The 16,483-nt window shown below is 40.5% G+C and carries 10 protein-coding genes; 2 read left to right on the top strand and 8 right to left on the bottom strand.

Translation table 11 applies throughout. The features are described 5' to 3' along the window. Position 1: 1 nt before the first annotated feature. From ACUXV0_RS04190 to ACUXV0_RS04170, 5 genes are all read right to left on the bottom strand, one after another. Positions 2 to 1,234, bottom strand: coding sequence for a pyridoxal phosphate-dependent aminotransferase (locus tag ACUXV0_RS04190; protein WP_446191812.1), 1,233 nt, complete (start codon positions 1,232 to 1,234; stop codon positions 2 to 4). Positions 1,235 to 1,240: 6 nt separating this feature from the next. Then, positions 1,241 to 2,185 (bottom strand): phosphoribosylaminoimidazolesuccinocarboxamide synthase, encoded by a 945-nt coding sequence (locus tag ACUXV0_RS04185; protein ID WP_446191811.1) that lies wholly within the window; start codon positions 2,183 to 2,185, stop codon positions 1,241 to 1,243. A 4-nt stretch (positions 2,186 to 2,189) separates the two neighbouring features. Next, on the bottom strand, positions 2,190 to 2,855 hold the full coding sequence (locus tag ACUXV0_RS04180; RefSeq protein WP_446191810.1) for a hypothetical protein: 666 nt from the start codon (positions 2,853 to 2,855) through the stop codon (positions 2,190 to 2,192). Then, positions 2,855 to 3,685: a vWA domain-containing protein gene (locus tag ACUXV0_RS04175; RefSeq protein ID WP_446191809.1), complete on the bottom strand. Its 831-nt coding sequence runs from the start codon at positions 3,683 to 3,685 to the stop codon at positions 2,855 to 2,857. Before ACUXV0_RS04175 ends, ACUXV0_RS04180 begins: the two co-directional genes overlap by 1 nt. A 128-nt stretch (positions 3,686 to 3,813) precedes the next feature. Beyond that, entirely contained in the window at positions 3,814 to 6,285 is a 2,472-nt protein-coding gene (locus tag ACUXV0_RS04170; protein WP_446191808.1) for a PIG-L family deacetylase, read from the bottom strand. 13 nt (positions 6,286 to 6,298) lie between these two features. On the opposite strand from ACUXV0_RS04170, the gene ACUXV0_RS04165 reads away from it, so the two are divergent. Together ACUXV0_RS04165 and ACUXV0_RS04160 are read left to right on the top strand one after the other, a co-directional pair. Continuing rightward, positions 6,299 to 9,157: a S8 family peptidase gene (locus ACUXV0_RS04165; protein WP_446191807.1), complete on the top strand. Its 2,859-nt coding sequence runs from the start codon at positions 6,299 to 6,301 to the stop codon at positions 9,155 to 9,157. 106 nt (positions 9,158 to 9,263) lie between these two features. Next, the gene (locus tag ACUXV0_RS04160) at positions 9,264 to 11,861 is read left to right on the top strand and encodes a sodium-translocating pyrophosphatase (RefSeq protein WP_446191806.1); all 2,598 of its coding nucleotides are present in this window, start codon (positions 9,264 to 9,266) and stop codon (positions 11,859 to 11,861) included. A gap of 195 nt (positions 11,862 to 12,056) precedes the next feature. On the opposite strand, the gene ACUXV0_RS04155 is transcribed toward ACUXV0_RS04160, so the two are convergent. The 3 genes from ACUXV0_RS04155 to ACUXV0_RS04145 form a co-directional block, all read right to left on the bottom strand. Continuing rightward, positions 12,057 to 12,638 carry a glycosyl hydrolase 108 family protein gene (locus tag ACUXV0_RS04155; protein ID WP_446191805.1) on the bottom strand — a complete coding sequence of 194 codons (582 nt, stop codon included), beginning with the start codon at positions 12,636 to 12,638 and terminating at the stop codon, positions 12,057 to 12,059. Between the two features lie 407 nt (positions 12,639 to 13,045). Then, a complete protein-coding gene (locus ACUXV0_RS04150) occupies positions 13,046 to 14,383 on the bottom strand; it encodes an MFS transporter (protein WP_446191804.1) in 1,338 nt (445 codons plus the stop codon). Between the two features lie 394 nt (positions 14,384 to 14,777). After that, positions 14,778 to 16,475, bottom strand: a complete 1,698-nt coding sequence (locus ACUXV0_RS04145) for an alpha-amylase family protein (RefSeq protein ID WP_446191803.1) — start codon at positions 16,473 to 16,475, stop codon at positions 14,778 to 14,780. Between the last annotated feature and the right edge of the window lie 8 nt (positions 16,476 to 16,483).

Here is a 16,483-nt window from a genome sequence, read left to right as displayed (position 1 = left end):
GTTAGGTCATGATCAATGGTTCGGGCTTCCTACTTTCCTGAAGTAGATGTTCTATTTCATTCACTGCCTTATTTAAGGTTTCAGCACCCGGTAAGAAGACGATTCTAAAGTGTGCTTTATCAAAAGTATTGAACCCTGAACCTGGCACTACGAGTACATGATGCTCATTGAGCAGATTGAAAGTGAACTCTTCATCGTCTTTGAAGTTGAACTTCTTCAAATCAATTTTTGGGAATACATACATTGAACCTTTAGGTTTAACGCAGGTAATACCCGGAATATCGGTAATTCTATAGTGAATCAGGTCTCTTTGTTTTCTTAAACGACCTTCTTCTGCTACCAAATCATCTATACTCTGATAACCTCCTAAGGCAGTTTGAATAGCATACTGAGTAGGCACATTGGCACAGAGTCGCATACTGGCCAGAAGGTTAATGCCCTCCAGGTACGATTTTGCCTTTTCTTTTGCTCCACTGGCAATCACCCAACCGCCTCTAAAGCCTGTGGCTCTATAATTTTTTGAAAGACCTCCAAAAGTCATGAAAAACACATCATTGCTCAATGAGGCCGTTGGTACGTGTTTATTGCCATCATACAAGATCTTGTCATAAATCTCATCTGAAAATACGATCAGATTATGTTCTGCTGCCAGCTTTACTATCGATTCCAGTACATCTTTCTCATAAACCGCACCAGTTGGGTTATTCGGGTTAATGAGAACAATGCCCTTTGTTTTTGAAGTAATTTTAGAGGCGATATCATTCACATCCGGATTCCAGTCAGACTCTTCGTCACAGATATAATGGACAGGCTTTCCTCCTGAAAGACCAACGGCGGTGGTCCACAAAGGATAATCAGGACTAGGTATTAAGATCTCATCACCGGGATTTAATAGAGCCTGCATTGTCATAACGATCAGCTCGCTTACCCCATTACCGATAAAAATGTCTTCTATTCTTACATCAGCAATCCCGATCTGCTGTGTATAGTGCATTATGGCCTTTCTGGCCGAGAATATTCCAAGGTGGTGACAGTAGCCCTGGGCGTTTCTGAGGTTCAAAATCATGTCTTCCATGATCTCATCAGGTACATCAAACCCAAAAGGAGCCGGGTTACCAATGTTCAAATTGATGATTTTATGTCCCTGTGCCTCTAACTGCTGAGCCTTATCAAAGATTGGCCCACGTATAGCGTAGGACAACCTATTCAGGCGTTCACTCTTCAAATATTCCATTTTCTGTTATGATTTCCTCTCAAGAAAACGATCAACGTTTTCTTTAATTCTGCTGTAAATATCTGTATTATTCGCCGGAACAAAGGTTTCTCCTGTCACTTTTTCGAATAATTCGATATATCTGTTACTTATTTCGGTACACTTCGCTTCAGTCATTTCGGGGACACTTTGACCGTCTTTACCCTGAAAACCATTCTCAATCAACCATTCTCTCACAAACTCTTTCGATAACTGTTTCTGAGGATTTCCAGCTTTTTGGTTCGCTTCATATACGTCAGCATAGAAGTAACGAGATGAGTCTGGTGTATGGATTTCATCAATTAAGGTAATCACACCTTTATTTTCACCGAACTCATATTTGGTATCTACCAGAATTAATCCTTGTGAAGCCGCGATTTCGGTACCTCTTTCAAAAAGGGCCAAGGTAATACGCTCAAGTTCCTGATATTTTTCTTTTTGCACCAGTCCCTGGGCAATGATCTCTTCTTTTGAGATATCTTCATCATGCCCTTCTTTAGCTTTAGTAGTTGGGGTTATGATAGGTTGAGGTAACTTATCATTCTCTTTAAGCCCCTCAGGTAAAGAAACACCACATAACTCACGACCACCATCACGGTAAGTTCTCCAGGCGTGTCCGGCCAAATAACCTCTTACCACCATTTCTACCGGAAAAGTCTCACATTTGATTCCGTAAGAAGCGTTCGGGTCAGGTACTTCGAGTAACCAATTAGGTACGATATCTTCAGTGGCCTTTAAAAACTTGGCGGCAATCTGGTTGAGCACCTGGCCTTTGCAGGGAATAGCCTCCGGTAAGATCACATCAAAAGCAGAAATACGGTCAGAAGCAATCATAAGTACTTCTTCTCCGAAGTCAAAAACGTCTCTTACTTTACCCTTATAGTGGCCCTCCTGACCTTTGAATGAAAAATTAGAATCCTTTAATACGTTCATTTTTTTACCATTTACCGTAATCTAAACTGTCTTTACTCGCAGTTCTGATCTTTAAAATATTATCAAATTCACTTTGACGCATGGCGTCTAAAAGCTGCAATGCCTGTGTTAGATCTATTTCCGGCGGATCAGAGTTCTCCAGGTTATCATCTCCACTTTCATTTTCATCTAATATTCCTCCTTCATTTTCATTCCGGTTGTCATTTTTCGGAGCGTTAGGTGGAGGAGGTTGATTTTTATTATTCTTATAAATCGCATTGAGCAATTCATAGTTATACTTCGCAAAAGTATTATTGTTTTCAGTCTCAATGGCGTTTTTGAAGGACTTTATTGCCTGCAGTGTATCTCCTTGCTGTGCAAAAAACAAGCCTTCCTGATGAAAGGCAATAGAAACGTATTGCGTATTTCTGAGCAGTTTTAAACGCTGAATCTCCTTTTCAAAAAGGTCTGATTCTTTTTGCCTGAGGAGGCAGGAGGTGACTTTTAACCGCGAGCTTGGCAAAATTCGGGTTGTACTGTCTGCAGTTAAGTATAAGTCAATAATCGATTCACAATCACCTTTTAACTCATACTCATCTATTAACTCATTTATTTCTGACTGTTCCTGATAGGCCTGAGGAAGCTGAAAAGCCACGAAAAAACGGATGATATAATAGACAAAAGGCAACATTATAATTCAAATAATTTGATTTTAATCAGCCCATCCAATAGTGCCAAAATTAATCCGACGAGTAGAAAGTTTGAATATTTATTATTCAAAACTAAAACCTTTCTTAGGTCGATATTCTGATTTCCAACTGCATTGATCACTGTGGTGAGTTCATCAACATTGAAAGTCGAATTATTGAGTTCAATAACATGATCGCCTGCTCCAGCCATTCTGTTTAAGTTATCAATATCCAGTTTTGATACTTGCAAGTTGCCAGTATCATCCTTTTGATTTTCGCCGTTTATGTTAATGTAAGAGCCTTCTGGCGAACCTACTCCCACAAAAATGGCGGCATCGGTGTATTTTCTTACACTGTCAATGATGTTGGAATTGACATAGCCAAAATCTTCACCATCTGTTAGTACTAGTGCCACACGAGATAAATTGTTTTGCTGTATAGACGAGGATTTAAACTTCAAATAGATTTCTTCAAGAGCAGCGGAAAGATTTGTGCCGCTATTGGGCATGATAGAAGTTCGTAAATGCTGAAGGTACTCCTTAATGATATTATGATCATAAGTCATTGGTACAAGCCAATAGGCCTCAGAACTGAATACCAATAGGCCGAGTCTATTATTCGGAAGTCGATCTATTAGACGGTTGAGTTCAATTTTCGCTTTCTCCAATCGACTGGGGTTCAGATCAGAGGAATTCATGGATTCTGACAAATCAATGGCTACAATTATGTCTTTGGTTGTCGTTTGTGTTTCAGATTCTATGCGACCAAAACTTGGACCTAATAAAGCAATGATGAAAAGACCAATATAGGTTGCTCTCAAAATTAGCTTCATGAAGCGAAGCCTGGATGCCTTTCCCAGTGTTTTACCGACTACATGAAGTCTCCAGAAAAAATACAGATAGACCAGTAGAAATATAATAATGTAGCCTATTTCATATATCGATATGGATTTGGCCCAATTCATTTAGCTGAAATCAAATTGGCCATCAGCCTATATGCCCCTGGTACACCAGCTGGTAACTCCCTAAAGAATGAAATTCCGGTATAGATATAGTTTCCCTTGCCGAAAGGAGCAATAATTAAGCTACCTTCTTTAGCTGTTTCATTTGTATCATTCATGCTGAAGACCGGTTGGAACTCAGGAGCCCAATTATTGGCAAAGTAAAGACCACGTTCTTGTACCCATCCCTCAAAATCTTGAGAAGTGATTTTGTTAGGGTAGTTTAAAAGTGGATGATTAGCATCAATATATCTAACCTCAGCATCCTCCTGACTTACACGATCACGACTAATCTCAAAATCATAAGGACCCAGTTTCCAATCCCAATCAGATCTACGGCTTCTTGTTTGATATTGACAGATGAGATTTCCACCCTCCTTGACAAAGTCCAATAGATTCTTTTTGTAGAATGGAAGCCAGTCAAATACGTTATAGGCACGTACTCCTATCAAGATAGCATCATACTTATTAAGGTTTTGACTCAATTCAGCCTCAGAGAGAAGATGTACGTTATAGCCCATTTGCTCCAGGGCTTTAGGAACTTCATCTCCAGCTCCCATGATGTAGCCGATATTCTTTCCCTTTTTCTTTAAATCGAGCTTTAAAGCCGAAATTCTGGCAACTGGAAAGGAAGTAGTCTCAGGAATATGGTCGTATTTAATTTGATGCAGAGCCCTGTTAAATTGATTGCCTTCGGAGTTGACAATGAATTGTATTACTCCCTTTCCGCCAGTGCTCGATGGTTTTATTTCAATTGGGACTATTTTCTCGTCATACTTATTTTCTAACTCAAAACTTACACTGGCAGGGGAGGATTCCCAGCCTTCTGGTAGTTGAAGGTTTAATCGACCTCTGAAATTATCCTTTGAGGATTTTAATGTCACTAAGATACTTTGAGGTGTATTATCATTGAAGACCAGAGAGCCTAAGTTAGGTGTGATGGTAACCTCTGGACGTATTTCCAGCGGTCTGTAAATTTCTCCATAGCTAGGTACTACGTACTTATATTTGACCTCGATTTCTTTCTCAAAGATTTCACCTCCAATAGAAAAAACTGTTTTAAGCCTAACTGCCGGAGGTGATAAGGGCAGATTACGATACTTTTCATCACTTATTTCATAAGAACCTAATAGATGATCTGCTTTTAGCCAATATGGCTGTGTGATCTCAAAATCCTTTGGAAGGTCAATTTGATATTCATGCTCAAACAAGCTATTCAGTTCCAAATCCTTATCAAGGGTTAATGTCTCTTGATTTAATGAGTTGCTTACTGAAAGAAATTTAACATCCAAGCTCGTTCTATTGACGCTCAATATTTTAGCCTCTAATTGCTCACCTGGAGCATATGAATAATCTGATGCTAAAGCCTCTAAATACAATCCTGCGAAGTAAGGGATGATTTCATCCAGGTCTCTTTTTTTACTTTTTAGGAGTGGACTAGAAGGAAGTGAATTCAGAAATTTTCTAAGCTGCAATAAAGCAGGTACAGATCTTTCAGGGGCAGCGGCATTAAAGTTTCGAATGATATCATTTAGGTATGCAGTAACCATTTCACCACCTTTAATTCTACCCCAAGTGGTATTTATACCATCAAAAAGGTCCTCTTCTGCTGGCTCACCAAGTGTATGTTTTAAAACTTCTTGTCTGGATCCTCTGAAAAGAGAAGTTCCAAACCCTTGACTCTTGTGCATACTTCTTGCCGATAAGCCAAGCTCTCCATAGGAAGCCCCTAGTAAAGAATTATAGCGGCCCACATCCACTTTTATATAGCTGCTGCCATCTTCAGGTGGTGTATTGGTAAATCCAGCTCCATAGTAATTCCATACCAGACGAGTTGGTTGCCATAAAGAAACATCTTCTAGTTGCTCAGGAAATACTTCAGGGTCCGCCGCACCTGTAAATGCTTTTTCGGCCAAAAGTGAAGATGCTGAATGATGACCATGGCCTGCTCTGGCATCAGGTGGGAAACGCGTAATCAAAACATCAGGTTGAAATTTACGTATTCGGTAAACTAAGTCTGAGAATACCTTTTCTTCATCCCATGTAGCCAATGCTTCTTCAGTGGTTTTGGTATATCCAAAATCATTTGCTCGGGTAAAATACTGCTCGCCACCGTCAATACTTCTGGCTCCCAAAAGCTCATGAGTACGAAGTAGACCTGCAAATTCACCTTTTTCAGTACCCAAAAGGTTTTGGCCACCATCACCTCTGGTCATTGAGATATAAGAGGTTCTTACTTTTTTGTCATTGGCTAACCAGGTAATTAATAAGGTATTTTCATCATCTGGGTGAGCTGCTATATACATGGCAGAACCCATCACTTTGAGCTTCTCTAGCTCATGCAATAACTCTCCGGAGCCTTTAGGATTAAATTGTGAATGACCTGATTTCCAACCAATAAAAAAGAAAGCAACTAGGAGCAGTTTTTTCATAACTTTGTAGAAGATGCGTTTGAACGTGAAAAGCCCCTTAGTATTAGGTTTGTTATTTGTCTTGACAGGCTCCTCGTTATTGTTTGCACAGCAAAGTAACAACGATTTTGTCGAAGGCGAAATTTATGTCAAGGTGAAAAATAAAAAGTCGACCCGAGGTTTCTTCAAAAGGTCGTCATCTGTCAATATTTCCAGAGAAATACCCGAGATCAAACAAAAACTAGAAAACGAAAAGACCAAAATTGAGAAGGCTACTCAACCTTTCTATAAATCTAAAAACGATCGCCTTAATTCAGTTTACCGATTAAAAGTGAACAGTGAGCTAGAATTGGATGAAGCCATCAAGGAACTCCGTGCTGACCCGGAAATAGAATATGTAGAGCGAGTAAGACGCAGGAAAGTCATAGCTACTCCTAATGATACCCTATATGCTGATCTATGGCATTTAGAAAAAATTAAGGCTTCTCAGGCTTGGGATGCGAACCCCGGTGGTCCTGATATAATAGTGGCTGTGGTGGATAATGCCATTCAGGTGAATCATCAGGATTTGCAGGGAAATATGGTAGCGGGAAGAGATGTCGCAGAAAATGATAATGATCCTTCACCTCCTAATGACATTTTCTCGCATGGTACCCATGTGGCAGGAATTGTGGCTGCGGTTAATAATAATGTCACCGGGATTAGTTCTGCCAGTAATAATAAGGTAAAGTTGATGCCGATTAAGTCAACTTTCGACGCTTCAGATCACCGCTTTATTGATAGAGGTTTTGAGGGAATTGAATGGGCTATTGATAATGGGGCAGATATTATCAGTTTAAGTTGGGGTGGACCAGGTTTTTCTCAATTAGAACAGGATGTTATTGATGATGCCTATAATAATGGTATTTTAGTTATTGCGGCAGCAGGAAATGAAGACTCTGATGAAGCTCAATACCCCGCGTCCTATAATCATGTAATTTCTGTGGCTAGCCTGGACCAATCAGATGAAAGAAGCTATTTCTCAAGCTACGGCCCCTTGGTGGATATAGCAGCTCCCGGTCGCTTTATTTTAAGTACAATACCTACAAATGATTATGCTTCTTTCAGTGGTACGTCCATGGCTACACCCTTGGTAGCCGCTTCTGCAGGCTATCTTCTTTCTTGTTTTCCGAGTTTGAGTCCTGACAGTGTTGAAATTATTTTAGAAAAAACGGTTGATAATATTGATGCTCAAAACCCTGACTATCTAGGACAACTAGGCTCAGGTCGTTTGAATTTATTAAATGCGGTAGCTTGTAAAGGATCTAACCTTTTCGATCAGAACCCAGCGGCTCTGGAAAGTACATTTTTTTGTGAGGGAGATTCAGTTCAATTATCCGTGACTCCTGTAGAAAGTGAAACTTTCCAATGGATCAGAAATGGGAATGTAGAAAGTACATCTAGTACCTTCTATGCCAAGAATGAAGGAGCTTATATCCTAAGAAGAGTTTCGGGCACCTGTCTACTGGATTCTGACCCTATAAATTTGGTATGGAATCAAACAATTAGCCCTGAGCCTTCTCTAACTTCTTTGGATTTAACTTACTGTCAGGAAGGAACACATGAATTAATGGCTAGCTCTCCGGCTTGTGAGCCTTACGGGCCTGCTACTTTTAATTATGCTGGCCCTGTCGTTGGTTTTGATGGCTTCCAAGTCAGCGGTGAGTATCCAACAGTTGAGGTCACTGGTTTAGGAGGATTGATTGACTCTGTGGCCATTTCCATTACATGGCAGAAAAAGGATGGTGGAGATGTGAACTCTTGTGGTGTTGCAGACGGCGGAGCAAGACCATGGAATGATGAAGTTTCCTTTAGTATAGTGTCTCCGGAAGGAATAAGCATTTCTTTACTTCGGGAAGGAACGTACGCAGCAGGCGATGTTACTTCTGGTTTGGTTACAACCATATTTACAGCAAATGGAACGCAAATTCCTAGTGGCTCTACTCCTGCCAGCGGAAGTTTTAAAGCAAACGGTGATTTAAGTCAATTGAATGGAAGAATAGCTCAAGGTACCTGGACATTGATTGCCAATGATAATTATATTATAGATCCTTTATGCGTCTCAGGATTTGCGGTTATTGTCAAAACTATTGATCCGGTAAATCCTCCAATTATAAGCTGGTACAGTGAAGTATCCACAGATAATCTTATTCAGTCGAGCCCTGTCTTAAGTGTCAGTTCATCTACTGTAGGAATTACAGATTACTATGCTACCAACCAATGCGAAGGTATGTGCCCGAGTATTCCAATAAAGACAGAAGTTAGCGTAAGTGCTGTGCCAGAACTTTTCGCCTATCAAATAGATGACCTTCTGATTACGAATGAACAGACGCAAGAAATCATGACGGCTCAGAGTTTAGACTATTCAGTCAAAAATAACATTTATACCATTTTTGGTGTCAATGCCTCGGGCAATTCATTCTCTTATCAAGTAGCTGAAAAGGGGCCGATGAAAACACCCGTTAGTCTTTGTAAAGACGATGATTTTGTCGTTTTTGGGATGGGCTGTAACGGAACAATAAGTTGGAGTAATGGTGAAACGGGCATCGGTCAATTAATTGAGGTGGCTTCGGATTATACCATCGAGGCGACATGTAATCAAAGTTGGGTTTGTACACCGTTGAGCAATATACCTTTTTCCTTTGTGGAGAGTCAGGAAGATTTAAGTTTGTCGGGGACATTGCAAGAAAACCTTGCTCAGGATTTTTATGGAGGAACTATAGAATCGGTACAGCTTTTGAAAGAAGCAACAGAAGTTAATTATACGGCTCCAAATTCCATTTTACTCAAACCGGGTTTTGAAGCCTGTGTGTCAAGCATTTTTAAAGCGGAAATAGGGAATTGTAACTATTAATAGTCATGATTTTTCTCCGATTTGTTTTATAGGGTCTAAACCCTAAATTTGCGGAACTTTTTAATAACCAAATAAATAACACAAAACCTTTTTTTAACCTAATTGTATGGATTCACTATTTTACTTAGTTCCTGCTCTTGGTGCCATCGGTTTGCTTTTCATGATTGTGAAAGCGAGCTGGGTAAGTAAGCAAGATGCCGGTAATGAAACAATGCAGGATATCGCAAATGCGATCGCCGACGGTGCATTGGCCTTTTTGAAAGCCGAATGGAGAGTGCTTGGTATTTTTGGAGTAGTAGTAGCAGCCCTTTTGGCCTGGTCTGGTACTTTGGTAGAAAATTCTCACTGGCTTATCGGTGTGGCTTTTGTCATTGGAGCAGTAGTTTCTGCTTTCGCCGGTTATGTGGGGATGAATATTGCGACTAAAGCAAACGTAAGAACAACACAAGCGGCAAGAACAAGCCTGAAAGATGCCTTAAAGGTATCATTTACAGGTGGTTCTGTTATGGGATTAGGAGTAGCTGGTCTGGCTGTTCTTTTCTTGAGCTTATTATTTATATGGTTCTACTTCACTTTTGTAAATGGTGAAGGAGATGTACACGGAATGGAAAAAGCCTTAGAGGTACTCGCTGGTTTCTCTTTAGGTGCGGAGTCAATTGCACTTTTTGCACGTGTAGGTGGAGGTATTTACACCAAAGCCGCTGATGTAGGAGCTGACCTTGTTGGTAAGGTAGAAGCGGGTATTCCTGAAGATGATCCTCGTAACCCGGCTACAATTGCTGATAACGTAGGAGATAACGTGGGTGATGTTGCTGGTATGGGTGCAGACCTTTTCGGTTCTTATGTAGCTACCATTTTGGCTACAATGGTATTGGGTCGTGAGATCGCTTCCGATGATAATTTTGGTGGTTGGGCTCCAATTCTTCTTCCAATGATCATTGCTGGTGTAGGACTTTTATTCTCAGCCATTAGCACCTTCTTTGTGACTGTGAAAAATGATCAGGGTGATGTTCAGTCTGCCCTAAATATTGGTAACTGGGGTTCAATCGTGATGACGGCCATCGCTTCTTTCCCGATTGTAAACTACCTTCTTCCATATAATATGGAAATCAGAGGTGTGGAATTCACCAGCATGGATGTCTTCTACGCTATCGTTATTGGTTTGGTAGTTGGTGCTATCATGTCATGGATTACTGAATATTATACTGCCATGGGCAAAAAGCCTGTGAACACTATTGTTCAGCAGTCATCTACCGGTCATGCTACTAATATTATTGGTGGACTTTCTGTAGGTATGGAGTCTACAGTTATACCTGTAATCGTTTTAGCTGCGGGTATTTACCTTTCTTATTATTTCGCAGGATTGTATGGTGTGGCTATTGCTGCTGCAGGTATGATGGCTACTACTGCTATGCAATTGGCTATTGATGCTTTCGGACCGATTGCCGATAATGCTGGTGGTATTGCAGAAATGAGTGAGCTGCCTAAAGAAGTTCGTGAACGTACAGATATCCTTGATGCTGTAGGTAACACTACTGCTGCTACGGGTAAAGGTTTCGCCATTGCTTCAGCAGCTTTAACTGCTTTGGCCTTATTTGCGGCCTTCGTAGGTATTTCAGGAATTTCTTCAATTGATATTTATAAGGCAGACGTTCTTGCAGGCCTTTTTGTAGGAGGTATGATTCCTTTCATCTTCTCTTCATTGGCAATAGCAGCAGTAGGTAGAGCAGCCATGAAGATGGTAGAGGAGGTAAGAAGACAATTCAAAGAGCTTCCTGGAATCATGGAAGGTAAAACTAAACCGGAATACGACAAATGTGTTGAAATCTCAACTCAGGCGTCTATTAGAGAAATGATGCTTCCTGGTTTGATTGCTATAATCGTTCCTGTTTTAGTTGGTTTTATGTTCGGTCCGGAAGTGCTTGGAGGTCTTTTGGCTGGTGTAACCGTTTCAGGTGTTTTGATGGGTATTTTCCAAAATAATGCTGGTGGTGCCTGGGATAACGCTAAGAAATCTTTTGAGGCTGGTGTAGAAATCAATGGTAAAATGGAATACAAGGGTTCTGAGCCTCACAAAGCTGCCGTTACCGGTGACACTGTGGGTGATCCTTTCAAAGATACTTCAGGACCATCAATGAATATTCTGATCAAATTAATGTCAATTGTTTCATTGGTAATTGCTCCGCATATTGCTGTAGACAAGCCAGTGGCTGAAAAAGAAGGACATGCCGTATTCAAAGAAATTCCTACCAATAGAACTTCAATGTTCGGTGCAGGTAGAGTATTGGATTTTGAAAAGGGTGGTATTGAAGAAGCATTAATTAAATTCATAGAAGATGAAGATGCTGAAGCCGGAAAAGACAACTGGTTCAATTTCAATGACCTTAACTTTGAAACTGGAAGTGCTAAGATTGATGCCAACACAATGGGAGAAGTAGCTCACATTGCAGAAATCATGAGAGTCTTCCCTGAGGTAAAAATTAAAATTGGAGGATACACTGACAATACAGGTGATGACGCTTTAAACCTTCGCCTATCAGCTGACAGAGCAGCTGCTGTGAAGTCTGCCTTGATTGGACTTGGCGTAGCTGAAGACAGAATGGAGTCTGAAGGTTACGGTGAGCAGCATCCAATTGCGACAAATGATACTGAAGAGGGCAGAGCCCAAAACAGAAGAATCGCTGTTAGTGTGAGAGAAAAGTAATGCTCGCTATCTCTTAAAAGAAAAAGCCGCCTAGAAATGGGCGGCTTTTTTATTGCTAACGCTTCATTAGAACACTTGGAAAGAACCTTCTTTACGATTGAATGAAACTTTGCGGTTAAAAATTACTGGCTTAAAAAGCAAAAAGCCCATCACTCCTACGAGAGACGGGCTTTTTTAATGGTGTTTTGCTGTAAATTACAGCCTTACATGTCTAAATTTTCTTTCTATTGAATCGGGTAAGCTAACGTCCGTTAATGCGATGTTTCCGTAAGCATTTTTCATTAAAAATGATTTTGCTCTGGTAAGCCATCCGGGGTTTTCGGCCACATGACTTCTGGTCTTATAATAGAGTACGCGATACTTCACATATGGATTCACGATTTGCTCTGCAAAATAGAAGCTGTTGGCTCTTTTAACGTCGTTTACGCTTAATATTCCGTCTTGTTTTACTCCTATGATAGCCTCGAAAGCCTTTATATTGGCTCCGTTTCTACCCGGACCTGCATTGATGATATGGTCAATCAAAACTTCAGCAACCTCCTGACTTTTGAATAAATCACCATGGTAGCGATCCCAGTAATGTTGACGGTGAATTCTTAGGGCTTCGGACTTCGTAAAGTCTTTTTCGCCCCATATCGGCTTGTGAATGCCGAAACCTGCTCCTTCAAAAAATAGCAACTTGGGTGCGTATTTCTCAAAAGAGGCTGCGTTAACATTTAAACAAAAAATTAAAGAACTAATACTGATCATAAAAACGCTTAAACGTCCTACTCTCATATTAAAATTTACGATGGTTAATCTTTCCCCCACATATACGCTACTATGCGGTTCGGCAGTTTAAAACTGCACATGTCTTTAGTTGTGTGTTGCACTATTTATAGTTGCATTAACGATACAAAGATACTGCTTTATTGTATGCTAGTACAATAAATTAAACACGTAATAAGTTCAGTAAACGTTTTAAATATTTGAAAATAAGTTATTTATGAAATTTAATGATTTCATAATAAATTAGAATAGTGCAATTTAAAATGGTAAAATCTAAATGATTTATCCGCTTAATAATGCTATTCCAATTATATTATTCCGATATGGCCTTATTTTTTCTTAGCGTTTTGTAAACGCAAAAAAAAAGTTGTCCGCGTTTTGGACAACTTCCTTCATACAGTAGAATATTCTGAAAATCAGGCTGTAATTACCTCATCTTTGTCATTTACAAAGCCTGTGGCAATGGCTGCCAATAGGAAACAAACTCCTCCTAATATCAAACTGTAGATGGCCTGATTATTAAAAAATGTCTTGACTATTGGCCCGCCAATTAAGGCATTGATAATCTGTGGTATAGTGATGAAGAAATTAAAAATACCCATGTAAATACCCATCTTTTTAGGAGGAATAGCTCCACCTAAAATGGCGTAAGGCATGGCCAAAATACTCGCCCAGGCTATACCGACACCGATCATAGAAATGATGAGCAGCTGAGGTGAATTGATGAAGTATATGCTGATAAGCCCCAATGCTCCGGCAATCAGCGAGAGCGAGTGTGTCTTCTTACGACCGATTTTTGAAGCAATTTTTGGCAAAGCGAAAGCATAGAAAGCCGAAACTAAGTTATAGACTCCAAAAAGCACATTAACCCAGTCGGCAGCCTCATTAAATAAAGGCGAGTTACTATCATTTAGAGGTAATTCGTACGTGTGCTGAGCAATTGCAGGAGTAGAAAACACCCACATGGAGAACAGACCAAACCATGAGAAAAACTGTACCAGACCGAGCTGTCGCATGGTCTGAGGCATATTTTTAATGTCTTTCCAGATATCAGCAAGTGAGCCTGATTCTTCTTGCACCACTGTTTCAGAATCAAAACTCGCCATTTCTTCCGGAGTATACTCCGGTGTTTTCGTGACTGTCCAGATGATGGTAGCCAGCAAAACGATGGCACCGATGATAAAAGACCAGATCACATTAGTAGCTACTCCGCCGGCTGAGTTCTCCGTTAGACCAAACCAGTTAGATAAAGCATAAGGCAACCATGAACCTATGACCGCACCAATACCAATAATTACTGTCTGAATAGCGTAACCTTGAGTCCTTTGTTCGGAGTTCAGTTTATCTGCCACTAAGGCCCTGAAGGGTTCCATGGAAACATTAAAGGAGGCATCCATGATCATCAAAAAGCCAGCACCCACCCACAAGGCAGGTAAGAATTTGATAAACAGATCAGCATTTGGCATCAATAATAAGCCTATGGAAGCCACAATGGCTCCTGCAAGGAAAAACGGTCTTCTTCTTCCAAGTTTAGTCCATGTTTTATCAGAGTAATGGCCTACGATGGGCTGAACAATTAGACCTGTGAGTGGAGCCACGATCCAAAACCAGGAAAGTTCTTCAACATTGGCACCGAAATTCAGTAAGATTCTGCTGGCGTTTCCATTTTGTAGGGCAAAACCCATTTGGATTCCTAAAAAGCCGATAGACATATTCCAGATTTGTCCCCGACTCAGGCTTGGTTTTTTATTCATCAATTTAGGTTTAGGTCAAAGTATTGGCGGTCAAGTTAGATATTTCAAGTTAAAACTTCAGAAATATGTTTAACTGGACTTAGTTGAGGTTTTAGATTTTTTTACGGTATTGAGTTCTTGACAACAGTAGGGTTTCGACTCCGCTCAACCTGACATCTTGCACTTTTCTCCTTGTTAGTTCGAGCGTAGTCGAGAACAGTCTGCCGTGATAAGGGTTGTTTGCAAATTCGTCGTCAAGGGTTTCGACTCCGCTCAACCTGACAATGTAGTCATTCCTCTGTCCGTTCGAGCGTAGTCGAGAACCGTCTGCTGTGATAAGGGGTTTTTCTAATTCGTCGTAAAGGGTTTTGACTCCGCTCAACCTGACAGAATGTTGGATTACAACTACTCATATCTACCCAAGTTCAAAGACTAACCATGAATTCGGTTTGATTTTTAAGTCAAACGGTTCTGATGAACTGGCTGTTTGTTTGAATTTTTTGCTGGAAAGCGTAATGTTTTGAGGATCTATACCCATCATGCTTGCTGCCAATTCTGGTATACGTAGCTCACATTCATAAGATACATTTTGATCAAAATTGAAGACAAAAAGTAACTTTTGCTCAGCAGTATACCTTAGGAAAGAATACAGCTTGGTGTCGTTATAATTCAGGCTTTGCCCATGATTATTGGCGTATTGTAGATCAAAGAATTTACCATCTGTAATGGCAGTATTGCTGACCGCAAATTTTGTAATTTCCTGATAAGCTTTTCGAAGTTTTTTCTGCTCTGAATTTAACTTTGCAGTATTCCATTTGCCTTCATTATTCCAGTCAGCCATCTCTTCTAAACCCCAATAATCGAAAATGGTTGTGCGACCGTCATTTCCTGAAAATCCTTCGGCTTCTAAGGGCTTAACGCCAAGTTCCTGCCCGAAATAGTACATCAGCGGACCGCCATGAAGAAACGCAGACAAAGCCCAGGCATTGAGAGCTTTTAATGGGTCATTAGCAAATTGGTCGGCAGCTATTCTGTGCTCGTCATGATTCTCCAGAAAGCGTAACATATGATTGGCGAATTCGCCCGACTCATTTTGCCATACTCTGGTGATATCATTGGCATCACCATGGCCTTCTATTAATCTTCTAAGGCTATCATAAAGGCCTACTTTATCATAGAGGTAATCAAAACCACCCTTGAAAATATATTCATGATAGGCCTGTGGGTTATAAATTTCAGCGATGAATATCACCTCAGGATACTCCTTTTTGACTTCCTTAGTCACCCAAGACCAAAATTCCACAGGAACCATCTCTGCCATATCACACCTGAAGGCATCTACGCCTTTTTCTGTCCAATAGAGCAAAATATGAAGCATTTTGTGCCAGGTATCCGGGATAGGGTAGAATTGGCGATTTCCATTTCGGTGATCTACACCATAATTGAGTCTGATCGTCTCAAACCAGTCATGAATACTAGGGTGAGGGGTATAAGCATTGCCAGTGGCCTTGGCCGGCTTTTCTTTGTAGCTTTCTGTGAAAGGCACTGGCGAATTGACCTCAGCAGGTACTTTAAATTCACTTTGAGGGAAATAATAGAAGTTGTTCTGTGCTGAAAACTCAGTATTGAGGTCATCATCCTCACCAAAATCTTTAACCGATTGAGGTTTAGCATCACTTTGATATTGCCTGGCCACATGGTTCGGGATAAAGTCGATAATGGCTTTCAAGCCAAGTTTATGCGTTCTATCCAGCAATTGCTCAAACTCTCTCATTCGATTAGGCACATCTTCTGCCAAATCTGGATCGATGTCATAGTAATCTTTAACCGCATAAGGGGAGCCGGCCCTTCCTTTTACCACTAATGGATTATCTCTTTTGATACCGAACTTGGAGTAATCCGTCATAGTGGCATGCTCTATCACCCCGGTATACCACACATGCGAAACACCCAAAGACTGGATACTTTTCAGTGCTTTGGTAGTGATGTCATTCAGTTTGCCACAGCCGTTCTCCTCTATACTCCCGTAGTGTTTGTTTGTCAAATTCGTATTACCAAACAGGCGTGTGAAAATCTGATAGATAACTAGTTTATCGTTTCTTTTTGAAGGCATATGGGTAA

Source organism: Jiulongibacter sp. NS-SX5 (assembly GCF_052828545.1).
Note: the sequence above shows the minus strand (reverse complement) of the source record. Positions and strands in the feature narration are given on the sequence as shown.